Here is a 23565-nt window from a genome sequence, read left to right as displayed (position 1 = left end):
AGTTTTTTTTGCGTAATTAATCGTCGTAAACTCGACATTCTAAGGCATCAGGGTTGTTATCGCAGTATTGTTCTAGAGAGGTTTTTTCTGGATGTTTTTGACGTTGATGAGATGCTTCTGCTTGTAGTTCTTCAACCGCATCCCAAGCTGCTGCACATTCCCCAGAGGTTGCTCCTTCAAGATCACAAACTGCTTTGGCTTGTGCTTTTTCTTGTTCAATTTGCTCTTGTATATTGCTCATTATTCCTCTTGTTACACTCTATTTATTGATTTATTAAAATTTACTATTTTCTTCTGTCACTGTCGACCTTGAATATCTTAAGTGACACCTTGAATAACCAATAATTGTAAGGTAGTTCTTGAAGACAAATAGTTTATTTATCTACAGTTTTCTATTGTACTTGGCTTTATAATAGCGTTTATCTCCATTAAGACGGAATTTAGTTTTTAGTCGTCAATAACAATTTTAATTTAACCATCAAATCCCAAGTAGCCTCTAGGGGTAATAACCCAATCAGTATGACGGCGAGTACTACTATTCCCAATAATAATAATTGTTAGCATATCGATAGGATGTTTTAACATTTCTTTCAGGGTAGTAATGTTGATTGTTTCATTCAAACGATAAGCAGAACTAACAAGAGCTACAGGAGTGTCGTTGCGACGATATTTCAAAAATATTTCTTGGGCAGTAACAATCTGTTGGGTACGTTTTTGAGAACGAGGATTGTAAATCGCTGTCACAAAATCCCCTTGTGCTGCTGCTTCTAAACGTTTTTGAATCACTTGCCAAGGTGTAAGTAAATCACTAAGACTAATCGCACAAAAATCGTGCATCAAGGGTGCGCCTACTCTAGCTGCTGCTGCTTGAAGAGCAGAAATTCCAGGAAAAACTTCTACTACAGGGTTTTTACCATCCCAATCTTCGGCTTGAAGTTCTTCTAAGACTAAACCAGCCATACCATAAATACCACAGTCTCCTGAAGAAATTACGGCGACAGTCAAACCCCATTGAGCTAATTCTCTGCTTCTTTGCGCTCTTTGTTTTTCTTGAGTAATAGGAAAAGATTCAATAATTTGTTCTGGACGCAATAATGGTTTGATCAGGTCAAGATAAAGAGAATAACCAATTACTACATCGGCTTGGATAATCGCAGTTTTTGCTGCTGGTGTAATTTGTTCTAGACTACCAGGTCCAATTCCAACTAAATACAGTTTACCTTGACGACCAATGTATTCTTGTTCTGGTTGAGCAATTGCTACTGTAACTGCACCAGATTGATGGGGAAGTTTAATGATTTGTTTAGCAACTATTAAGGAATTGTCTGTGTTGCTGGCTAAGATAGCTGCTGCTTCAGCGACACTGGGAGTACCAACTTCTTGTTGAACAATTTCGGAAGGGTTAGGAATGTCTATTGGGGATAATTGTTGGGCAGAAAAAGTTCTTAATGGTAAGTTCCAACTTTGACATAATTCTAAAATACCTACTTCATCAGCTTTGAGATCGATAGTTGCGATACCCGCGATCGCTTTGGATGAAAGATGGTATTTTTGTAGAGTATCGGTAATTGCGGTTTCGATTAGTTGGGCTGATGTTCCTCGTTCACAACCAATTCCTATCCATAATACTCTCGGATGCCATTGTACTTTGGGAAAATCGGAGTTGGAAGCAAAACGTCTTTGAGTGGCACTAATCCAAATCCGCCCTTGAGGTTGAAACTGTTGATTCGCTTCAGGAAATCCGAAATAAAAAGGATGTCCATCGGGTAGATTTTGTTGCCATAAAGTTGAGCCTACTTCTTGAATTATCTGTACAGTTTGGTTTTTGGCAATGGCAGCCATTACCCCTGTCCAATCTCCATCTCCTTTGCGCCAGCCGTAGGGTAAACCTAATAGATCTATTTTAGGTAGTCTTAAACTATCTGATGCCCCTGTAATGATCGATTGTGCGCCGATTTGTTGGGCAATTAATTGAGCCAGAAGATCTGCTCCTCCTTGATGTCCGCTACAAAGACTAATCACAAAACGCCCTTGGGCATCAATGACTACTACCGCAGGATCAGTTGCTTTACTTTCGATTAAAGGTGCAATTAAACGTACTACCGCACCTGTAGCTAAACAAAAGACAAAGGCACGGTATTCGTGCCAAATGTTAGTGAGATGTTCGCTTAAATTGGTTTGATAAAATCGGGTATTTTCAGTCCCCTCTAAGGATTGAGGTAACCAAAGCTCTAGTTCTAGATTTGAGTGAAGATGTTGAAGAATTGAAGCACTTTGAGGTGTAGTAGCGATCGCAGCTAGGGGTTGAAATTGAGAAAAACAAGAATTATTCACAGAGCAGTTAAATGATTTTTTTGAATCCGATTAATTAAATTCAATTATTTATCATATCTTTAAGCTTCGTTTTTCTTCTTTTGCCCTTCGTTAAAAACTTAACATAATTGTTTCTACTTGTAATTCGTAACTACCAAAATTTATAAGTAAACAAAGTTCTAATTCGCTGGCTTTAAGATAATTCAGACATTTTTGTTTATGATGCTCTGTTAAAGAAGCAACTGCTTCAATTTCTACTAAAATACAATTTTGTACTAAAATATCTGCTACAAAGTCTCCCACAATAATTCCTTCATAATAAACATTCATTGGATACTGAACTTCTATTTGCAGTCGTTTTTTTTCTAATTCATATAACAAAGCTCTTTCGTAAACTTTGTCTACAAATCCTGCTCCTAAAATCCCACTAACTTTTAAGGCACCTTCAATAATTTTATCAGCAATATTTTTTAATTCTAAGGGATTTCTACTCATTCTTCTATTGTCATTAATCTTGTTTTAAATAAATAATTTATTCCTCTTTTAATAACCACAAACCTGTATAAGTCATTCCTGAATCATCTGGTTGAATTAGTAAGAAATGCAAACCTTTACTTAATTGTTTTCTTTGTTCATAAATTTTTCCTGCTTGAGCCACTTTTTCATCTTCAAAAGTTGTCATAATCCAACGGTCTACTAATCCAGATTCTAAAATCAATCCTCCTGATTTGCCTGCTTCTGTATCTATATAATTGAGAGAAAAAGGTTTTTCTGCTGCTAACCAACGAGCTAATTTAAGGGATTGTTTACCTGCATAAATTACTACTCCAGGGAGATTAATTGTAGATGCAATTCCCAAGTTAATTGGTAAAAGAAATGTAGGTGTATCCAGAATAGGTATAGGGCGATCGCTGATTAAATTAGATAAAGAATCAGCAGTAATAGTAGCAAAATTCCATTGTTCTCCCCAGAGACTTTCTGGTAAAGGTTGAGGTGGTGGTCTATCAATTGCTAAAGGATAATTTGCATCAGTAATATACTTATTTAATTGTTGTTTTAAAATTTTCGTTCGTCTGGTTGCTTCTACTTTTATTCCTAGTTGTTGCGCTGCTACAGTAAATAATCCTAAAGCTTGAGGACGAAAAATTTGAATTACATCAGGTAACTTGTCACCAGCAGCTTGATTAATTTGATGAATTAGCCAATTTGCACTAGCATCTTCTTGCTGACAGTTTTGTTCAAATACGGTGTTTTGTTCAAGATCACAAATCAATAATTTCCAGAGCCAAGAATTGTTTTGATTAAGACTAAATTTATAAAAATCAGCTTGCCAAATCTTCATATAATCTTTAAATTGAACTTGAAATTAGTAATTGTATTTACTAAAAAGGAATATTTATATTAATTTTTAATGAAGTCAATGGTTTTAGTATTGCTAATAATACTTAAAGTTCATAAAATTTTTTTAATTATTTGATAAAGCAAATATAAATTAACTGAATAACAAAATCCACATCATGAATACCAAAAAATACTTGTTATCGCTGTCAATAGCGATTTCTAGTTTATGTGTTAATCATACTATTGCCAGTGCTGCTTATTTGAATTCAAGTTATACAAAGGCAGATTTAAACAAAGATATTGCTAATAAAACTTTTATTGAAGAGTTTCGTGCCTCTAGTTTTATCGGTGACGATGGTGATGTTAGTTACGAATTAGAGATTAAAAATATTATTCAACCAAGAAACCAACCCATTTCGAGTAAAACAGAACAATTTAACTGGAAAAATGGCGAAAAAATCGATTTTTCTTTATCATTTGATGGAAAAAACCTAACCTATACAGTAGGCGGAGTTACCTTACAAAAATTTAATGTTCTCGAAAGTGACCTTGATATTAATGGTATGGTTTTGAGTGCAACCTCTACTTCTACTAGTGCAGTTGATTTAGCTTTAACTAATATTCAAATTGAAGGTGATGTGGAATATAGTGATTTGTTTGGTAAAAATGGTGACACAAATTTACTGAAAATTACTGGGATTGATCAAACTTTTACCTTGACAGGTACACAAATTTTTTCTTGGCAAGGACAACGTCCTGTTAATTTCGATTTAGCTTACGATATTAGAGTAGGTACTTTTAGTGATCCTATTGCACAAGCTATTACCGATGATGTTGAAATTCCTGAACCTACATCAATTTCTTTCTTTTCTCTTACTGTGTTAGGAATAGCTGCTAGTCGTCGTCGTTCCAAAAATAGTTAAATAATTTTGTTGAAAGATTCATTGGCTACAAAATAGAGCAGACTTTCCTAGTCAATCATTGGATTAATTAAAAAACAAACTCACAGAACACGACAGTGATAAATATTTAAGCTTAGAAGTGGACACAATTACCTCCATTGTATTTATTTTTTTTATGTTTATTAAACTAAATTTGAAGGTAAATTAATCAATTCTTTCCACATTAGTTATGACAAAGTGAACGTAAGTTCAGAGGAATTTCTACTGAATCAACTGCGTTGTACTTCCTGACTAAAATTAAAACTTTTTGAGTTTGTTAATTTTTAATTATGCCCAACTTATTTAAAATGAAAAATTAATTTTTTGCTCAATATTTATTTAAAAAAAATCTACCAGGATTTAATTAAACCATTCTCAGTGGATTATTGTATAATGATAAAATTGGGTATATTGTGTAGAGATTAAGATAGGAGAAAACAAGTTATGTCTCGATATCGGGGTCCCCGTTTACGGGTAGTACGCCGTCTAGGGGGCTTGCCAGGATTAAGTCGTAAAAGTCCTCGGAAAACTTATCCACCTGGTCAACATGGTCAAGCTCGTAAAAAACGTTCAGAATACGCTGTTCGTCTAGAAGAAAAACAGAAACTTCGCTACAACTACGGAGTTACTGAAAAACAATTAATCCGTTATGTGCGCAAAGCACGTCGAGCTACAGGTTCAACTGGAACAGCATTGTTGGAAATGTTAGAAATGCGCCTAGACAATACGATCTTTCGGTTGGGGATGGCAGGAACGATTCCAGGAGCGCGTCAGTTAGTTAACCACGGTCACATTACGGTTAATGGTAGAGTAGTTAACATTGCTAGTTATCAATGCCGTCCTGGAGATGTAATTGCTGTGCGTGATCGCGATCGCTCTCGTCGTCTAGTAGAAACTAATATGGAATATCCTGGCTTGGCTAATTTACCTAGTCATCTTGAATTTGATAAAAATACTTTTACAGGAAAAGTCAACGGAATCATTGAACGGGAATGGATTGCTTTACAAATCAATGAACTGTTAGTAATTGAGTATTATTCTCGTATGGCATAGGATTACAGTTACCAGTAAGGAACGAGGCTTTATTACGCCTCGAAAAGTCCTTCCATGGCGCGATCCAGGTTCTCGCCCCAGGACTCGTGAATTCGAGGCACACCCCCTCCAATTGATGAATTGTCCGTACACCAGTTACTAGGGAAGCTTTTTTTGTTTTCAAATTTTAACTATTAACAAATTTCATTGCTGAATTTGTGCCTGTTATGTTAGCTGTTGACTGATTTTATCCGCCAATTTGGGACATGGTGCGAGTATAAACTCCTGTTTCAGTACCAGAGTCCCTTTGCTCAAAATTAATCTCTGGTTTAATTGCCAGTATTTCTTTAACTTTAAGCCTTATTTTACTCAAATCCATTCCTTGTCGCAGAGAAGTTTTAAGATTTATTTGACCAGTTTCATTCAGCAAGCAAGGACGAAGCCAGCCATCCGCAGACAAGCGCATTCGATTACAACGCGAACAAAAACATTCAGACATCTGAGAAATAAATCCTATAGTTCCTTTAGCTCCAGGAATCTGAAACACATCAGCAGGACCATTTCCGCGTACTTGTGATTCTACCAAACCCCAATAAGAACGTATTTGTTTTCTTAACTCTTCTGAAGCAATCCAAGCCTCTTGATTAAATAACTGAGTGTTGCCAATCGGCATAAATTCAATAAAACGAATATGCCAATTACGCTCAATTGTTAAAGCAGCTAAATCTAATACTTCATTGTCGTTGATTCCAGGAATAATAACTACATTTAGTTTTAAAGGATCAAAACCTACTTGATAAGCAGTTTGAATCCCTTTCCAAGTTTGATTCCAACGATCAAAACCTCGATTACCAATAATGCGATTAAAAGTTTTGGGATTGAGAGAATCCAAACTAATATTAATTCGCCGTAACCCAGCATCATACAAATCTTGAGCCATCTTTGCTAATAAAAAACCATTAGTAGTCATGGCTAAGTCTTGCGTTTCAGATAAAGAAGCAATTTCTTTAACTAAATTAACTACTCCAGGACGTAATAAAGGTTCACCTCCAGTTAAACGAAATTTACTAAATCCTAAAGGAATAAAAATTTCTCGAATTAAAATTAAAATTTCTTCATCAGTTAACAAGTCTTGTGTTAGAAGATAATTTATGTCTTTACCTTCAGGCATACAATATTGACAATTAAAGTTACATTTATCAATTAAACTTAGGCGCAAATAATCTATTTTATTCATTTATCTTAAATTTTATTCTTACTTTCCCTAATTACCCAAAAATTAAGCTATAAACTATCGACAAAGAAAAAATCATTATGCAGATATTCATCATCTTAAGGAGGAAATGAAGACAATTGTATTAAACCAAAAGGTTAATACGCTCTTCAAAGCAAACAAGTAACTATGAATAGTAGTTTATCTAAAATAATAGAAATTCTGTTGGTAGAAGATTCTCACAGTGATGCTCAATTGGTTGCCAAAGTTTTTGAAAAAGCTAATTTGACTACTCATTTAGAAATTGTTAAAGATGGAGTAGAAGCACTAGCCTTTCTGAACCGAGAAGGTCGATATAGTCAAATGCCTCGTCCCAATTTAATTTTACTAGACCTTCATCTACCCAAAAAAGATGGCATCGGTGTTTTAACGGCAATTAAAACAGATGTAAATCTTCGGGATATTCCTGTAATCATTTTAACTACTTCAGATACTCAAGAAGACATTATTGATTGCTATAAAATGGATGCTAATTGTTATTTAACCAAGCCTCGTAATTTGAAGCAATTTCAAGCAATTATCAAAACTATTGAAAGCTTTTGGTTAAAATGTGTACAATTACCAACAAATTGACAAAGCTAAATGTGTACGCAAATGCGCCTCGGCTGCGCCTTCGATGGCACTTAAGCAATTACTCAACAAATTTACGCCTCTTTAATTTTGCAGGCAGCAATTGATGATGATAGCTCTTGCTATTCCCCTGATTAATTCTCTAATATGGATGATTAATCATCAAAAATGTAATTGCGTTACTCTTTGGTTATCTTATTTGTGCTACAATATCAGGAATCTTTATTGGCTTTATTTATAGGTACAATAAGCCCAAGTAATTGTAACTTATAAAAACCAACAATGGAAAAAAAGCCAATTTTTTGTAATTATTTTTTACCGAGCTTGCCAGCCTTGCCTTTTGAAGAAAACTCGTTATCCAAACCCAGCTTGGATACTTGGCAAATCGGTGGTGAGGTTAGTGGCTCATCTATCCATCTAAACCAAATCAGCTAGGGAAGAGTGAGTATCCAGACAGAAGCAATAACCCCTAAAACTGAGATCATACCTTCTCAGTCTCTTGAGAATAGCCTAAATCGTAAGGAGCTGTCCCCGTCCTTTGAGGGCGGGGCTTGTACGCTCCGTCAAATGATTGCGATTGTTGATTTTGGCTCTCAGTACTCTGAATTAATTGCCCGAAGAATTCGTGAAACACAGGTATACTCAGAAGTAATTTCTTATCGAACGAGTGCCGAACAATTACGCCAACTAAACCCAAAAGGAATTATTCTTTCTGGAGGACCTAGTTCTGTTTACGATGATTATGCACCAGCTTGCGATCCAGAAATTTGGAATTTAGGGATTCCGATTTTAGGCGTTTGTTATGGAATGCAATTAATGGTTAAACAATTGGGAGGAAAAGTAACCAGAGCAAAACGAGGAGAATACGGTAAAGCTGCTCTTCATATCGATGATCCCACTGACTTACTAACAAATGTTGAAGATGGTTCAACTATGTGGATGAGTCACGGTGATTCTTGTACCCAGTTACCTACGGGTTTCTCGACTTTAGCCCATACTAGCAATACTCTCTGTGCTGCGATCGCAAATCCCGAGAAAAAATTATTTGGCGTTCAGTTTCATCCTGAAGTAGTTCATTCTGTTGGTGGCATCGCTTTAATTCGGAATTTTGTCTATCATATTTGTCAATGTGAACCTAGTTGGACAACCGAAGCCTTTGTTGAAGATGCGATCAGAGAAATTAGAGCTAAAGTAGGCGATAAAAGAGTTTTACTGGCTCTTTCTGGTGGAGTAGATTCTTCCACGCTCGCTTTTTTACTTCATCGCGCGATTGGTGACCAACTTACTTGTATGTTTATCGATCAAGGATTCATGCGTAAAGGTGAACCTGAAAGATTGATGGAAATTTTTGACCGGCAATTTCATATTCCTGTAGAATACGTTAATGCTCGCGATCGCTTTTTGGCTAAAATGGTCGGTGTAACAGATCCTGAAGAAAAACGTCGCTTGATCGGACATGAATTCATCAACGTATTTGAAGAAGAATCTGGACGATTAGGACCTTTTGACTATTTAGCCCAAGGAACTCTTTACCCTGATGTGATTGAATCTGCCGATACTAATGTCGATCCTAAAACAGGAGAAAGAGTCGCAGTCAAAATTAAAAGCCATCACAATGTCGGTGGACTACCAGAAAAATTACGTTTTAAATTAATCGAACCGCTACGAAAGCTTTTTAAAGACGAAGTTCGCAATGTTGCCCGTTCAATCGGTTTACCAGAAGAAATTGTACGTCGTCATCCCTTTCCTGGTCCAGGTTTAGCAATTCGGATTATTGGGGAAGTTACTTCTGAAAGACTTAATATTCTTCGTGACGCTGATTATATTGTCCGCGATGAAATTGCTAATCAGGGAATGTATCATGATTTTTGGCAAGCTTTTGCAGTGTTGTTACCAATTCGCAGTGTTGGAGTAATGGGAGATAAGCGTACTTATGCTCATCCTGTGGTTCTCCGTTTAATCAAGAGCGAAGATGGTATGACGGCAGATTGGGCAAAAGTTCCCTACGACCTCCTGGAGACAATTTCTAATCGGATTGTTAACGAGGTCAAAGGTGTCAATCGAGTAGTTTACGATATTACTTCTAAACCCCCTGGTACAATTGAATGGGAATAATTACAGTGACCAGTTACCAGTGACCAGTTACCAGTGACCAGTTACCAGTAGGGGCGGTGCTGCCTTCGACAGTGCTACGCAAGCGCGAACCGCCCATACAGTTAGGAGTTTTCAATTGGGTAGACCACGTTGATTCTTTGAGCAAACAGAGAACACCAGAACAGTTTAGTTAACCTTGTAGTCTATTCACCTGAAAAGCGCACTAAGAGGAAATAGGGAACAGGCAACAAGATTAAATCCTCTATTTTTTGCCTTTTGCCTTTTTGCTTTCTGGCTTACTGTTTACTGTTAATTGATAACTGTTTTTTCCATTCCCGTTCAACTTTATCAATGCCATAAAAACGTTTCCAAAAATCATCTCTAGCCCAAGTGGGGAATATTTTAGTCATCATAAAAACTAGAATATTTCCCCCTGTGGCAGCCACATAACGAGGACGAGGGTTACGAGCAGTCATTGCTTTGATGATTATTCTGGCGGTTTTAGCAGCACTCCAACCGAGCAAGTCTAATTGTTGGTCTATAGCTTCGATATTTTCAAAAGCAGGAGCATAGGGAGTTTGTTTGTAATTAACGATACTTGTTTGGATTTTTTCTCCAGCTACACGGAAAAAATCGGTCACCACAGGACCAGGTTCAACCACAGTAACTTTAATATTAAAAGCTTTCAATTCCATTCTTAAGACATCGCTAAGAGCTTCTAAAGCAAATTTGGAACAGCTATACATTCCTGCAGTGGGAAAAGGTATTCTACCGCCAAGAGAACTAATATTAACAATTCTTCCTTGACCTTGCTTTCGCATAATTGGAATTAGGGTTTGAGCCAGAACTAAAGGAGCATGGAAATTGACAGCAAATTGTTCTTGGGCTGCTTTTGGGGGTATCAATTCTATTGGTCCCATTTGCCCATAACCTGCATTGTTGACTAAAATATCGACTCTACCAAAATGTTGAAGTGCTAGTTGAGCTAAATTTTGTACTTGTTCTAGTTGAGCTAGATCTGTTGGGACTACTAATACTTCCGCACCAGCTTGACGACATTGATCAGCTACTAATTCTAGTTGAGTTTGATTGCGTGCAGCTAATACTAAACTAAGATCATCAAATTCTTGGGCTAGCATTTTGGCTAAAGCAGCACCAATACCCGTTGAAGCACCAGTAATCAAAATAGTTTTTTTTAATAAAACTTTATTTTTTGACATCAAGATCAGGTTGTAGTGTGTGAGTGATTTTCTTTAGTACTTTATTGGTTTTACAGGCTTTTTTGGTTTAAAAATTAAAAAATCTTTAAGTTATGCTTTGAACTCGTTGGTCATTTATTGAGTACAGAAAACCTCACCTCATTTGCTACCAGTCATTAATCGCAATAGCTTCAATTATTAAAGTTGAATTTAAGCAAAAACCAATAATTTTGTCTTTTATTAGGATTTTAATGTTCGGTTTTCCGTCTGACAAACTTTATTCCTTAAATAAAAAAAAAATTACAATTTAACTATAAGATGGCGGTAAATTAAATCAGTTTTTAATCAGCCGTTAAAAATATTAGTTTGGTGAAAAAAATAACTATGAGTGAATCTACTAAAGAGAAAATTATTACTAACTTACGACAAGCTAAACAAACAGGAGAATTAAAAACAGAAAAAATTAAAGAAATTATTAGAACAGCTATTACAGAAACAACTACTGAACTCAAAACTGGAAGAAGTGAAATTCTGACTTTATTTCAAGATGCGATCGCTGCGGTTAAAGAAATTTTTCAAGAAAAAGGTGGCGAATTGAAAGAAGAAATTGCTGCATCTTTAGAAGGAGCGATCGAGGCAGTTAGCAGTTCTAAACGAGAAAATATTGCTAAAACTCAAACTGAAATTCAAAATTTACAAACTCAAGTTGAAGTAGAGCAAGAACAACTTCAACAAGAAATTGATGGTGCTTTAGTCGAAGTAAAAAACCAAGGACAAACTGAATCTGATAAATTAAAACTTGCGATTGAATCGGCAGTAGAAAATGTCAGAAATAGTGAAGAAGTTGCTATCTTACAAAAAAGATATGCTCAATTAAAAGCACAGTTAGCTATTGTTCAAGCTAATTTGGCTAGTCGTTATGGTGAGCAATATGAAGAAGTTAAACACTATTTAGATGAAGCTAAAACTTGGTACGAAAAAGCTAAAGAAGACCCCGAACTTTTTACTGGTAAAGTAGACCAGAAAAAAATTGAATTTGAACAAAAACTAGGGCAAGCAGGTAGTGCAGCTTCTCAAAAAGAACAACAAATTAAAACACTACTAAAAGAGTTGTGGCATTCAATTTCTGATATCTTTCATACTCGACAAAAATAAATTAGTTAACGGTGAAAAGAATTAGATTAAATTTTCTGGTTTTTAACAGTATCTCTCACCAAAATTTCCTAATTTGTTTAAAAATTAAATAGATAAAGTCTCCCAGGTAAGAATTAGCTTAATCTGGGAGCAATACCATCTAAAATTATTGTCGAGAAAGGAAGGAAAATTTAATCATCTAACTAGACATTATATTGTTCTGACTGTTTGGAAATGATCCAAAGTGCATGAATAATTCCTGGAATCCAACCAAGAACAGTTAGCAAGATGTTGATGATTAAAGCTGGACTAATACCTATAGTTAAATATACTCCTAAAGGCGGAAGCAAAATAGCAGTAAGAATTTGAAGAATTTTCATGGTAATTATGTCTTAATTTTTTAGTTATACCTACGTACTAATCATATTTTAACGAATGACAAAATTTCTCATCTATCTTGCGTTAGATAATTAATTGTTATTTTAGATTTATCGAGCAAAAATATTTTGAAAAAATATATCTTTTAAGAGAGGAGATTTTTGATTGATTAATACAAACTAAACATAATCAGATAAAAAAAATATATTGCTATTTGTAAACTATCAAGGAGAAACCAATATGTTATCATCACTTTTAACTTTACTAGCCACAGCCCTGAGTCTGCTAGTGGTAGATATTATCTTTCCTGGAGTAAATTTAGCGAATTTTCCTGCTGCTATAATTGCTGCTGTAGCGATTGGAATAGTTAATTCTGGAGTCAGACCTGTTCTTTCTCTATTATCCTTACCTCTAAATATCGTTAGTTTGGGAGGATTTTCTCTCGTAGTTAATGGTTTATGTTTTTGGTTAGCTTCAATTCTTGTACCAGGTTTTCAAGTTCACGGATTAATTGCTTTTATCTTGGCTCCAGTTCTTTTGTCAGGAGTTAATACCTTTTTAAATAATTATTTTGTAGATAGATATCCTAGTCTGACAGGAACTGAAGTTAAAAAACTAAACAAGCCTGTTAATGAATAGTTAAATAATTTAGATTATTAAAAACATAGTGGAATTGTGAGTTTCAAACAGGTTTTTCACTATGTTTTCTTTTATTATGGTGATTGTCTTAATTCAAGTGCTTTTGAACTTCTCGCATTGATTTAATCTGTAGAATTCAAGACTCAAGCAGAGATTGCAGTCTGTAACTGGCTTACCTCTCTTAATTTTAGCGGTAAAATATAGAAGTTTTAGTTTGAGGAAAATACCCTTTGCCAACTCTACGGTTTGGGGCAACCTATTTGACAAGCAAATAATTTCAAAAATAATGATCTTTTAGCTACAACCAAAAAAGTATAATTATAAGTTTGCAGCACTTTTTGCTTTGCCTAAACGCGGTTTGTATATAGGAGATCGATTATTATGGCGCGGATGTACTATGATGAGGATGCCAATTTAGACTTGTTGGCTAGTAAAACTGTAGCGATTATTGGTTATGGTTCTCAAGGACACGCTCATGCTCTCAATTTAAAAGATAGCGGAATTAACGTTATTGTCGGTTTATACCCTGGTAGTAAATCCATCGCCAAAGCAGAAGCAGCAGGTTTAACTGTGAAAAATGTTGCTGATGCAGCAGCAGCAGCAGACCTAATTATGATTTTGCTCCCAGATGAAGCACAAAAAAGTATCTATAAGAAAGAAATTGAACCAAATCTCAGCGAAGGTAAGATTCTAGCTTTTGCTCACGGTTTCAATATTCATTTTGGTCAAGTTGTTCCTCCAGAATTTGTTGATGTTGTCATGGTTGCACCAAAGGGTCCTGGACATCTAGTTAGACGCACCTACGAACAAGGACAAGGCGTTCCCTGTTTATTTGCTGTTTATCAAGACGCTTCTGGACAAGCACGCGATCGCGCTATGGCCTATGCTAAAGGTATTGGTGGTACTCGTGCAGGTATTTTGGAAACTACTTTTAGAGAGGAAACAGAAACCGATTTGTTTGGGGAACAAGCGGTTCTTTGTGGCGGTTTGAGTGCTTTAATTAAAGCTGGATTTGAAACCTTAGTTGAAGCTGGTTATCAACCCGAACTTGCTTATTTTGAATGTCTTCATGAAGTTAAATTAATCGTCGACCTTGTGGTAGAAGGCGGTTTAGCTAAAATGCGCGATAGTATTTCTAATACTGCTGAATATGGAGATTATACTCGTGGCCCTCGTGTAGTAACTGACGCGACTAAAGCAGAGATGCGCAAAATTTTGTCAGAAATTCAATCTGGTCAATTTGCTCGGGAATTTGTTTTGGAAAATCAATCTGGTAAACCTGGTTTTACTGCTATGCGTCGTCAAGAAGCAGAACATTCGATTGAGGAAGTTGGTAAAGATTTACGAGCAATGTTTAGTTGGTTAAAAAATAAATAATTAATTACCTAAATATATCGAGTTTTTATTTAGTTGGTAATTAACAATGAGTCTAAAAAGTAAGGGCATAGCATTGCTACGCCCTTACAGTTTTATTTGGATGATTTAGCATGAGTTTATTGAAGTGTTTGTCTTCTTTCAAAAGAAGAAAATTCTCCTTGTTCAAATTGTTGGATAGTTTGAGTTGTATTTTTGAGAGTATTAAACTCTTTGTTAGGCAAAAGACCAATTAAAAATTCATTAATTTCACTACGGACTTTTTGACTACTACTACTATAAGGTTGAGGCAGAAATTCATCTCCTAAAGTTACATAAGTTAAAGACATAACTAAACAAAGTTTAAAAAAAGATTTAATATACATAAGTAATTTCTCCTGATTTTAAGACAATAAATATCTAGCAAGCGGTTTGCTAATCGCTTTAAAATAGTTAACGCTTGTATTTAATCTCCATCAATTCAGGAGGGTAATGCTAACTAATGTGGCTGGCTAAATATAAAAAAGTAATAAATCTTTGGGGTTATTAATTATCAGTTTAATCAAAATACTTTTATACAACTTCAGTATTCTTACGATATTTAAGGAGAAAATGGGCAGTTTTTTTTTGCGTTAATTACTAATAAAAAACGGCATCGGTTAAGATTTTTTTGCCGTTAATAAAATTAAATTGCTTGTAAGTGTAGAATCTAACTGAAGAGAAGCAATTGAGTAATTACACTGAACTACCTAATATTTATATTAAGTTTGTTTAAAGCCAAACAGGTAGAGTTATGTAGCATTAACTCAAAAATTTCAATTTATGCTTTTTAGATCAATTTGTTTTTTGTTTGCTACATAAATTTATTTATTCTTAGCATAAATTTAGCAATTTGATCTTACTTCTTCTCACCGTGAGTAGGACAAGGAGGTGCAGAAATAGAACGATCTAGCCAGCCTGTAGCTTGATGAAGACGGAGTAATGCTTCTTGAGGCTGATTTTTTAGGAGAAAAACTAAAGCAGCACCTAATTGTTGTCCAGCTTGCGCTTGACGATTAGCTTTGAGACGATGCCAATCCTGGGGTGCGATCGCAAGACGTTCAGCTAAAACCTGGGCTAATTCTACTGTATCTATTTCTTTGAGAAGTTCAGTTTTGGATAGTGGAGTTATTTCAGACATGAGTTAATATCGTAGAGGTCTTTTGGTTTGACGGGGTGTAGACACTCTGCCGTGCAACGCCAGAGACAGCCCCTCACTATATTTTAAGATGTCTCCCAACAATTCTAGTCAGATTAAAGATGATGAGCAGATCGCACAAGTTTTAGTTGAAGTAGAGCGATCGCTAGATGAACTACAAGAACGTTACACTCAGGTTAAACAAGACTGGCAAACCTATTCTCAATTGTTGCAACAACAACAGCAGTTGAAGCAACTACAAAAAAATAATCTTGCCAAAGAACCGATCAAAACAGAATTAAAACATCTTCAACAAAAATTAGCTGAAGTTCAGTTCAATTTAGAAAGTCGTCTGTTAATTAATTTCAGTCCTTTTTGGCAAGTAGTTCGGTTTGTTGGTTTAGGGATTGTCATTGGTTGGTTATTGAAGACTTGGGCGAGGTGAAAGATGCAATAATTTAGTTGATTTGGAATTTAGATAATAATGCCACAAAATTTGAGTAGCTATAGCACGCCAAGGTCGCCAAGCTTCAGCGATTAATTCTAATTGTATCGGTGTCGGACGAGTAGGAAGATTTTTAATTTTTTGTACAGCGATCGCAACAGCTAAATCTCCTTTAGGAAAAACATCCCAGTGTTGTAAAGCCATTAATAAATAATTATCGATTGTCCAATCGCCAATTCCTTTAATTTGTTTTAATTGAGTTCTAATAATAGTTTCTTCTTGGTCTGCTAACCAATCAAGATTTATTTGTTGATTAATAATTGCTTCAGATAAAGCACGACCATAACTAATTTTTTGACGACTAAAACCAATAGTTTTTAGTTGAATTTCATCTAAGCTCAGAAAGTTTTCTGGAGTTAAAGGTTGAACAAGATTACATAATCTTTGATAAACAGCCTTAGCAGCAGCTAAAGATACTTGTTGTTCTAAAATGATTTGCAACAAGGTAGGAAAACCAGGTTCTCGTTGCCACCTTGGTGGATTGCCAAGAGTTTCTAAAATTTGAGCTAAATCGAGATCGCTTTGAGCTAGATATTTTAACGCAGAATTAAAATTATTTGAATTAAGAGATGCTATTTTTACCAATTGCAAGAAAACGAATAGTTTATTCTTATTTTAATTATTAAAACATATAAACATCTTCTGAATTAGCATTGAGATAAGGATATTTTAAATCAATCTGTTGCTCAGAAAAATATTCCAGAATTAACTCAATTTTTTGTTGAGGCAAATTATCTCCTTGTTGCCAGGCAGTAATTAAACCTTTAGCAATAGGTTTAAAACGATGTAAGCCAAAATTTTCCATCGCAGAAGTTTTAGCGGTTGGTTCTTCAGCTAAACTCAAACCAGGAGCAAGTAATTTAGTAAATAAAGGTATTTCTGGCTGAAAATAAGCGCAATTAGCTGAATAAATATCCTTTAGAATTGAGCGGACAATTTCGTACTGTTGACGTTCGATGCTGAGAATAGCTGCATCTTCTCGTGGATAATCGTCAGAATCATACAAAACTTTAAAATTAAACGGAATTTTAAGTTGATTCAATTTTTTAGTAATACTACTCATCATTGGTACTGCCCCTTGAGCAGTAAGATGAAAATAGATATTAACTATAAAGCGATCGCTATTCTGCTCATTAATCGCTCCTCCATCTCCGACTGCAATATAAAATTCTGGTTCTACCAAATTAGCAGGCATTTTCACTGCAACTAAGTCACCAACTTTTGCCTGTCTGTCTTGAGGTTGGAGATGACGAACAGGACTAATATGTAAGGTTAAATCGTTTTTTCGTACGGGTAAAAGTTCGTTTTGTTCTTCATCAATAACTAACCAACCAGGATCGAAATAACCTTGACCAAAATTATGAGCGTGTAACTGTTGATAAAACTTGCTTTTTGTCCATTTAATTGGTTGATTTTCAAGTTTTTCTGGTTGTAGAGTTTCTACTTGAGATTGACGATAATAAAGCTCATGTAGTAGAGTTTGTAGCCTAACACAAAGATACTGTTGCTGAACTGCTGGAGATAATTGTTGAAATTGCACATCAATTTTGTCTTTGAGGAAAAAATCACCTAATTGAGGTTGACTAATACTAAAATCGGACTTAATTTCAATTTCACCAGCAATTTTGTCTAAAATCTTCACTAAATCTGTTTGCAGAAATTGTTCGGATGGTTGATTTAATAAATTCGTAGTAGAGTTGGTCATTGGTCAATAGATAGAGAATTTTTTTTCAATTCATAAGACTTAAGCTCAAGTTTGGTTGAATACTAGTTAATAAATAATAATTATTTAATTTCAACGCTCTTATCCATACTTGATGTAAGTCCTTAACCTATTTAGCTGGCAATACAAACAAGTGACAAATAACAAACAGTCTTTTAAGCAGCAACAGATTGAGTAGCTAATAAATCTGATTCAGTTTTTCCCGTAATTACTGATAAAGCCTGATTAGGATAACACAACAAGCTTTTGGCAACCTGGAGAGTCGCAATAGCTCGATTATCAAAAGGCTCGTGATATTCAATACTGTTTTGAGTTTCTTTGATTAAAGCTAGTCCAGCAAATTGAATTGTTTTGAGAATAAATTGAGGATAGTATTTTAAAATTTTGGGAAAGTTTTGTATATAAGTAATCATAATTGCAGCTATGCTCGGTTGCAATTTTTCTAGGGGAGTAGTAGCCAAACGTAGAGAAGTTTCCAGGTCAAGGGCATTATTGATATATAAACTATTCAACCATCGTTGTAAATATTGGGCTATTAAAATACCAAGATCAAAGGCAGGATCTCCCCAGTGAAAAAATTCCCAATCAATTAGTTTGATCAAAGAAGAGGTATTTGATTTGTTCTGTTTTAGCTGTTTTTCCCATTGAGAATCAACCAGTATATTACTCAGTCTTAGGTCATTATGAGTTAAACAACTAAGCTGAAAATTTTCGTATAATTTGACTACCGCTTGATGCAGACTAGGATAACGTTGATATAATTTAAAAAACTCGATCGCATCAGTACAGATTTGAGCAAAAACTCCTGGACCAATTCTTTCTAATCCACGTAAAAAATTAGGCTTTTTGTCCACTGAGTTGTCTTGAGAATTGTGTTTGAGATAGTTTTGATATTCTTCTTGTTGCCAAGTCAAACGATGAACTTGTGCTAAGGCATAACCTACACTAGCAGCTAACTGGGACGGAAAATCTTGTCTTGCTGTATAAATTTCTGAAAGGGTTAGATGATCGGGAAGATAACTAAGGACTAAAATAGAACTACTAGAATCAAAAGAAATTACTTCAGAAGCAAGCGATCGCAAAGAGCTTAATTGATCGAATTGATTGAAAAATTGATTAATTAGCCATTCATTATGAAGATCGCCGTTCGTTTTTTCTTGACTATCAAAACGTTCTTGTTTGATTAAAAAATGGCGATTGTTATTAAAACTAACTACTAAATTAAAGTTTTTATATTCTTTGGCTGCAATTGGTTTTAACAATTGTTCATTAGGATGACAAAGTTGTTGATCCTGCAAATAATTAACTACATTTTCTGTACTTAATAAAAAAGCCATATAGCGTCTTTCATTTTAATGAGATACAGTAAATATTTGTTTTTTTTGTTAATTGTTAATAGTTAATACTACTGATTAATTATTAATAAATTTACCTCAATGCTAGATTTATTTTTCGTTGAGGAGAAATGGTTTTGATTGCAGAAGGGTTAACAATTTAAGTTAGAACCCTTCTTGTTATTGAAATTACTCAAACAAACGCAACTAATTGCTTCGATGAGTATTGAGTTAATGAGCTATAAAGTAAATTAGCAGCCGTAACCACAACCACAGCTACCACTCTTTTTGCTCTTTTTACTCTTGCTCTTTTTACTCTTGCTCTTCTTGCTACCGCTCTTCTTACTACCGCTGCCTTTTCCACTACCACCAGTAATTTTGAGTTCATCTTCAGTAAGATCGCGGATAGAACCCATTAAACTTTCATTATCTGCAAACAAAGCAGTACCGAGAGGACTTAATTCAGATATCTGGATATTTGCCATAATTAGTTTAGTTCTCCTTAGTGAGAATGTTATTTGGTCAGAAAGCGATCGCTATCTAATCATGCTACTTATGTAGTTTTTGATAGCTTTCGCTCTTTAGATATACTTAAGTATTAAAAGTAATATTTTTTAAAGTCAACGCTTCATCAAAGCTTTTTTGGACAAAAATTGTCTGATTTGTGCGGTTTATGTCTCACTTAACAAAAGCTATTAGTTTAATTTTCTTAACCTTAATCAGATTAAATACTTAATTAATCAGCCAAAACACTTAAAATAAACCTTTATTAATCAAATCTTAAGAAATTAATAACCTTTTTTTGCGTAAACTCTACGTAAGTAAACATAATTAAACTATCTTAAACTCACAATTTTTATCTGATCCAGACATAAGTTCTTGATTTATGTCTTCATAAAAAACAACATAAAAAACTAACAAAACTAAACAAAGATAAATATCAATGGAAGAGCAAACTAAATATTTGGTAGCTTTATTAACGAAATTTCTACCAAATGATTTACCTACACAATTGCGTCCAGAATATCGTCGTCGTTTGGAAATTATTTTACGAACTAATCTTGGTCAGTCCCAAGCAGAAATTTGTGCTGCCTTGGGTTGTTCTCAGGAAACAGCACGTTATTGGATGAGTATAGCTCAAACAGATGGAGCAAAAAGCTGGTCTACTCATCCTCTTGGTAGACCAAAACGAGTTAATGACCAGTATATAAATCGATTAAAAGAGCTTGTTAGTCATAGTCCTAAAGATTATGGTTATTCTTTTGATCGTTGGACTGCTCGATGGCTAAGAAAACAGTTAGCACAAGAATTTGAGATTGATATTAGCGATCGCCATATTAATCGTTTACTACAACAAATGGGACTTTCTACCCGTGGTTGTCAATCTGAGGTCAAACTAAACCAAAATAACCCAAAAATTACCATTGACGACCTCCATCCCCCTACTTCCCCCCAGTCAGACGAATCATTATGGTGGTTTCAGAACAAGATTTAATCCAACAACTTCAACAAAGTTTAGGCAAAGAGATCGCTAAAACAGATTTAATTGAATATCTCCAGCAAATTGAAATTGTTGAACCTCAGCCTGGTCAGCTTTTTTGGCACTCTACTGATACATCAGTAGGAATTTTTGTCATTCTGGCAGGAAAAATCCGAGTTTTAGATTCAGCAGCCAATCAAGTTTTTTCCTTATTCTCCAATTCGACTCTTGGGGAAAGTAGTATATTTGCTCAGGAAAATTGGCAACCTTGTTCTGCAAGAGCTTCCCTTAACGTTCGACTTGCTTACCTAAACGAACAATTAATCAAAACTATTCTGACAAAATATCCAGCTTTGAAGGAGCGTTGGTATCAAAAAGCTTTAAGACAAGATTTACTTTTGGTTTATCAATCAACTGAAAATCAGGATTTTGCTATTGATCAGTATTTGCATCAAATTTTACCTCAATTACAATGGCATCGTCTCCAAGCTGGTCAATTCAATCCTGCTCTTGTAAACAATAGTCAACTTTGGTTATTGCGTAGCGGAGCAATCAAACATTCATCTGGTCAAAAATTAGTTCCAGGAAAAATCTATTTTGTTCAGGATTTACCTAGTGACGGTACTTGGCAAATAAGTCAAACAACCGATTTGTTCACTGGCTCTACCAATATATCAAGTTTTAATGCTGCTGAGCTTAACTTGCAACTAAACTCCTTACAGGGTTTGAATGTTCTGGAGAAGCTCCCTAAAGACGAACCTTTATCAACCACAATTAAAAGATTATCGATTAACTCTCCAGCAGTTACAGCCAATCCCTCAAGTCCCAAGCAGGTTGATCAATTTTCCCATCTTTATTTTCCTAGCCCGAAAATCAAACTGCTGCATTGGTGGCAAAAAACTACTCAGCGTTATCCTTTTATAAAACAACAAAGTGCTAGTGATTGTGGTGTAGCTTGTCTAACCATGATTGGTCGCTATTGGGGTAAAAACTTTAGTATTAATCACTTGCGGGTTTTGGCTAATGTTGATCGTAGTGGAGCGTCTATTAAAGGTTTAATCTCAGCAGCAGAAAGTTTAGGCTTTAAAACTAGACCGATTAAAGCAGATTTACTAGGTTTGTCGCAACTACAATTACCAGCGATCGCTCATTGGGAAGGTAATCATTACATTGTTGTCTATCAGATTAGCAAAAAATATGCGATCGTTGCCGATCCTGCCCTTGGTCAACGCAGTCTTACTTATCAAGAATTTTTAGCTGGTTGGACTGGTTATACTCTGTTACTTGAACCCACCTCTTTATTAGAAACTGCTCCCGAAGCCAAACAAGATCTATGGAAATTTGTTGAACTGATTAAACCCCATTGGGTCATTTTATTAGAAGTATTTATAGCTTCAATGATGATCCAAATATTTGGACTATTTACCCCGATTTTTACTCAGTTATTGTTAGACCGTGTGGTTGTACAGCGCAGTACTAGTACTCTAATAGCCATAGGTATAGGACTGCTTTTGTTTAGTTGCTTTCGGGTAGTTATGTCTAGTTTGCGGAGGTATCTACTCTACCACACAGCCAATAAAATCGATCTGGCATTGATTGTTGGGTTTATTAGTTATACTTTTCGCCTACCTTTAAATTATTTTGAAACCCGCTACGTGGGCGATATTACTTCTCGAATTGAAGAAAATCGTAAAGTCAGACGCTTTTTAACCAGTGATGCCATTACCACCGTACTCGATCTGATTACTGTGTTTGTTTATCTTGGGTTGATGTTTTGGTATAGCTGGCAAATGTCTTTACTGACCTTAATTATTATTCCTGTGTATGTGTTAGTAGCAGTCATTGCTACACCATTCCTCCGCAAAATTTCCCGTGAAATTTTTACTGCCAAAACCAAAGAAAGTAGTTATTTAATTGAAGCCCTCAATGGAATCAATACGATCAAATCAATGGGGTTAGAGCGGACTGTCGGCTGGCGTTGGGAAGAGTTATTTAATCAATCAATTAATTTAAATTTTTCTGGACAGTTAATTCGAGAAAGATTGAGATTGTCAACCTCAACAATAGAAATGCTAGTCAATCGTACCTTACTCATTTTTGGTGTGTGGTTGGTAATTCAAAATCGATTAACTATTGGGCAACTAATTGCCTTTAATATGCTAGTCGGTAACGTGATTAGTCCTTTTGAGAGATTGATTGATTTGTGGAATGATTTTCAAGAAGTCATTATCGCAGTAGAACGTCTCAATGATGTGATCAACACACCACCAGAAGAAGATTTAACCGCCTTAGCTCGTTCTCCTTTACCACCAATTCGCGGTCAAATTAAGTTTGAGAACGTGACTTTTCGCTACAATTCAGAAAGCGACAAGAATACTCTAGAAAATATTAGTTTTGAGATTCAGCCTGGTCAAACAGTTGCTCTTGTTGGTCGTAGCGGTTCGGGCAAAACTACCTTAGCCAAATTATTATTAAGTTTGTATCAGCCAACCGAAGGCAAAATTTTGATTGATGGTTGCGACTTAGCAACTATCTCTTTAAGAACTTTACGTCAACAGGTAGGAGTAGTTGATCAAAATACCTTTTTATTTGGCGGAACAATTCGCGACAATCTAACCGTTGCTCATCCTGAAGCTACCACCGCAGAAATTCAACTAGCAGCAAAATTAGCAGGTGCAGAAGAGTTTATTCGCCAATTACCACTGCAATACGAAACACCCATTGGTGAATCAGGTGGTTTACTTTCTGGAGGACAACGACAGCGTTTAGCGATCGCTCGTGCTTTACTGGGAAAACCTCACTTGTTAATTTTAGATGAAGCCACTAGTAACTTGGATGCTGAATCAGAACGAATTATTCAAATTAACTTTAATACGATTTTAAAACACCAAACCACTTTAATTATTGCTCATCGTCTTTCTACAGTCCGCAATGCTGATCTGATCTTGGTACTCGACCGAGGCATTCTGATTGAAAGCGGTACTCACGAAGAATTAATGAAGCAAAAAGGTCAATACTACTACCTCAATCAACAACAACTCGCGATCGCAGTTTAATTAAATTAAACAAAATTTTTTAA

23 protein-coding genes are annotated in these 23565 nt (G+C 35.2%); 10 read left to right on the top strand and 13 right to left on the bottom strand.

Annotated elements, in window-relative coordinates; translation table 11 throughout:
* Positions 1 to 16: 16 nt before the first annotated feature.
* The 4 genes from STA7437_RS16040 to STA7437_RS16025 all read right to left on the bottom strand — a co-directional run bounded on the left by STA7437_RS16040 (position 17) and on the right by STA7437_RS16025 (position 3655).
* Positions 17 to 241 carry a Calvin cycle protein CP12 gene (locus STA7437_RS16040; protein WP_015194435.1) on the bottom strand — a complete coding sequence of 75 codons (225 nt, stop codon included), beginning with the start codon at positions 239 to 241 and terminating at the stop codon, positions 17 to 19.
* Positions 242 to 471: 230 nt separating this feature from the next.
* Complete coding sequence (cobJ, locus tag STA7437_RS16035) at positions 472 to 2334, bottom strand: precorrin-3B C(17)-methyltransferase (protein WP_015194434.1); 1863 nt, start codon at positions 2332 to 2334, stop codon at positions 472 to 474.
* A 90-nt stretch (positions 2335 to 2424) separates the two neighbouring features.
* On the bottom strand, positions 2425 to 2808 hold the full coding sequence (locus tag STA7437_RS16030; RefSeq protein WP_015194433.1) for a GxxExxY protein: 384 nt from the start codon (positions 2806 to 2808) through the stop codon (positions 2425 to 2427).
* Positions 2809 to 2845: 37 nt separating this feature from the next.
* Positions 2846 to 3655 carry a Tab2/Atab2 family RNA-binding protein gene (locus STA7437_RS16025; protein WP_015194432.1) on the bottom strand — a complete coding sequence of 270 codons (810 nt, stop codon included), beginning with the start codon at positions 3653 to 3655 and terminating at the stop codon, positions 2846 to 2848.
* 175 nt (positions 3656 to 3830) lie between these two features.
* Here STA7437_RS16025 and STA7437_RS16020 point away from each other — a divergent pair, with 175 nt between their 5' ends.
* Positions 3831 to 4577: a choice-of-anchor W domain-containing protein gene (locus STA7437_RS16020; RefSeq protein ID WP_015194431.1), complete on the top strand. Its 747-nt coding sequence runs from the start codon at positions 3831 to 3833 to the stop codon at positions 4575 to 4577.
* 462 nt (positions 4578 to 5039) lie between these two features.
* On the top strand, positions 5040 to 5648 hold the full coding sequence (rpsD, locus tag STA7437_RS16015; protein ID WP_015194430.1) for a 30S ribosomal protein S4: 609 nt from the start codon (positions 5040 to 5042) through the stop codon (positions 5646 to 5648).
* 226 nt (positions 5649 to 5874) lie between these two features.
* Here the strand turns inward: rpsD and moaA are convergent, their stop codons facing one another.
* On the bottom strand, positions 5875 to 6864 hold the full coding sequence (gene moaA / locus STA7437_RS16010) for a GTP 3',8-cyclase MoaA (protein WP_015194429.1): 990 nt from the start codon (positions 6862 to 6864) through the stop codon (positions 5875 to 5877).
* A gap of 165 nt (positions 6865 to 7029) precedes the next feature.
* Here moaA and STA7437_RS16005 point away from each other — a divergent pair, with 165 nt between their 5' ends.
* Both STA7437_RS16005 and guaA read left to right on the top strand, forming a co-directional pair.
* The gene (locus STA7437_RS16005) at positions 7030 to 7473 is read left to right on the top strand and encodes a response regulator (protein ID WP_015194428.1); all 444 of its coding nucleotides are present in this window, start codon (positions 7030 to 7032) and stop codon (positions 7471 to 7473) included.
* 564 nt (positions 7474 to 8037) lie between these two features.
* Positions 8038 to 9585 carry a glutamine-hydrolyzing GMP synthase gene (gene guaA / locus STA7437_RS16000; protein ID WP_150109079.1) on the top strand — a complete coding sequence of 516 codons (1548 nt, stop codon included), beginning with the start codon at positions 8038 to 8040 and terminating at the stop codon, positions 9583 to 9585.
* Between the two features lie 275 nt (positions 9586 to 9860).
* Here the strand turns inward: guaA and STA7437_RS15995 are convergent, their stop codons facing one another.
* Positions 9861 to 10784 carry an SDR family NAD(P)-dependent oxidoreductase gene (locus STA7437_RS15995; RefSeq protein WP_015194426.1) on the bottom strand — a complete coding sequence of 308 codons (924 nt, stop codon included), beginning with the start codon at positions 10782 to 10784 and terminating at the stop codon, positions 9861 to 9863.
* A gap of 363 nt (positions 10785 to 11147) precedes the next feature.
* Between STA7437_RS15995 and STA7437_RS15990 the strand changes: the two genes are divergently transcribed.
* A complete protein-coding gene (locus STA7437_RS15990; protein ID WP_015194425.1) occupies positions 11148 to 11918 on the top strand; it encodes a hypothetical protein in 771 nt (256 codons plus the stop codon).
* Between the two features lie 182 nt (positions 11919 to 12100).
* On the opposite strand, the gene STA7437_RS25555 is transcribed toward STA7437_RS15990, so the two are convergent.
* Complete coding sequence (locus STA7437_RS25555) at positions 12101 to 12277, bottom strand: YqaE/Pmp3 family membrane protein (protein WP_015194424.1); 177 nt, start codon at positions 12275 to 12277, stop codon at positions 12101 to 12103.
* A 238-nt stretch (positions 12278 to 12515) separates the two neighbouring features.
* Here STA7437_RS25555 and STA7437_RS15980 point away from each other — a divergent pair, with 238 nt between their 5' ends.
* Together STA7437_RS15980 and ilvC are read left to right on the top strand one after the other, a co-directional pair.
* Positions 12516 to 12914, top strand: coding sequence for a phage holin family protein (locus tag STA7437_RS15980; RefSeq protein WP_015194423.1), 399 nt, complete (start codon positions 12516 to 12518; stop codon positions 12912 to 12914).
* A gap of 381 nt (positions 12915 to 13295) precedes the next feature.
* Entirely contained in the window at positions 13296 to 14291 is a 996-nt protein-coding gene (gene ilvC, locus STA7437_RS15975; protein WP_015194422.1) for a ketol-acid reductoisomerase, read from the top strand.
* Positions 14292 to 14407: 116 nt separating this feature from the next.
* Here the strand turns inward: ilvC and STA7437_RS15970 are convergent, their stop codons facing one another.
* Positions 14408 to 14653: a hypothetical protein gene (locus STA7437_RS15970; RefSeq protein ID WP_015194421.1), complete on the bottom strand. Its 246-nt coding sequence runs from the start codon at positions 14651 to 14653 to the stop codon at positions 14408 to 14410.
* Between the two features lie 512 nt (positions 14654 to 15165).
* On the bottom strand, positions 15166 to 15447 hold the full coding sequence (locus tag STA7437_RS15965; RefSeq protein WP_015194420.1) for a DUF6439 family protein: 282 nt from the start codon (positions 15445 to 15447) through the stop codon (positions 15166 to 15168).
* An 88-nt stretch (positions 15448 to 15535) separates the two neighbouring features.
* Between STA7437_RS15965 and STA7437_RS15960 the strand changes: the two genes are divergently transcribed.
* A complete protein-coding gene (locus STA7437_RS15960; protein WP_015194419.1) occupies positions 15536 to 15889 on the top strand; it encodes a hypothetical protein in 354 nt (117 codons plus the stop codon).
* On the opposite strand, the gene STA7437_RS15955 is transcribed toward STA7437_RS15960, so the two are convergent.
* The 4 genes from STA7437_RS15955 to STA7437_RS15940 all read right to left on the bottom strand — a co-directional run bounded on the left by STA7437_RS15955 (position 15866) and on the right by STA7437_RS15940 (position 19491).
* Positions 15866 to 16540, bottom strand: coding sequence for a DNA-3-methyladenine glycosylase family protein (locus STA7437_RS15955; RefSeq protein ID WP_015194418.1), 675 nt, complete (start codon positions 16538 to 16540; stop codon positions 15866 to 15868). The two genes, STA7437_RS15960 and STA7437_RS15955, sit on opposite strands and share 24 nt — an antisense overlap.
* Positions 16541 to 16571: 31 nt before the next feature.
* Entirely contained in the window at positions 16572 to 17654 is a 1083-nt protein-coding gene (locus STA7437_RS15950; RefSeq protein WP_015194417.1) for a T3SS effector HopA1 family protein, read from the bottom strand.
* 173 nt (positions 17655 to 17827) lie between these two features.
* A complete protein-coding gene (locus tag STA7437_RS15945; RefSeq protein ID WP_015194416.1) occupies positions 17828 to 19009 on the bottom strand; it encodes a phosphotransferase in 1182 nt (393 codons plus the stop codon).
* 248 nt (positions 19010 to 19257) lie between these two features.
* Positions 19258 to 19491: a hypothetical protein gene (locus tag STA7437_RS15940; RefSeq protein ID WP_015194415.1), complete on the bottom strand. Its 234-nt coding sequence runs from the start codon at positions 19489 to 19491 to the stop codon at positions 19258 to 19260.
* A 458-nt stretch (positions 19492 to 19949) separates the two neighbouring features.
* On the opposite strand from STA7437_RS15940, the gene STA7437_RS15935 reads away from it, so the two are divergent.
* Positions 19950 to 20501: a helix-turn-helix domain-containing protein gene (locus STA7437_RS15935; RefSeq protein ID WP_015194414.1), complete on the top strand. Its 552-nt coding sequence runs from the start codon at positions 19950 to 19952 to the stop codon at positions 20499 to 20501.
* Positions 20477 to 23542 (top strand): ABC transporter transmembrane domain-containing protein, encoded by a 3066-nt coding sequence (locus STA7437_RS15930; RefSeq protein ID WP_015194413.1) that lies wholly within the window; start codon positions 20477 to 20479, stop codon positions 23540 to 23542. Before STA7437_RS15935 ends, STA7437_RS15930 begins: the two co-directional genes overlap by 25 nt.
* Positions 23543 to 23565: the final 23 nt, after the last annotated feature.

The sequence above is a fragment of the Stanieria cyanosphaera PCC 7437 genome (assembly GCF_000317575.1).
Classification (GTDB): Bacteria; Cyanobacteriota; Cyanobacteriia; order Cyanobacteriales; family Xenococcaceae; genus Stanieria; species Stanieria cyanosphaera.
This window is presented reverse-complemented; position numbering and strand designations above follow the sequence as displayed.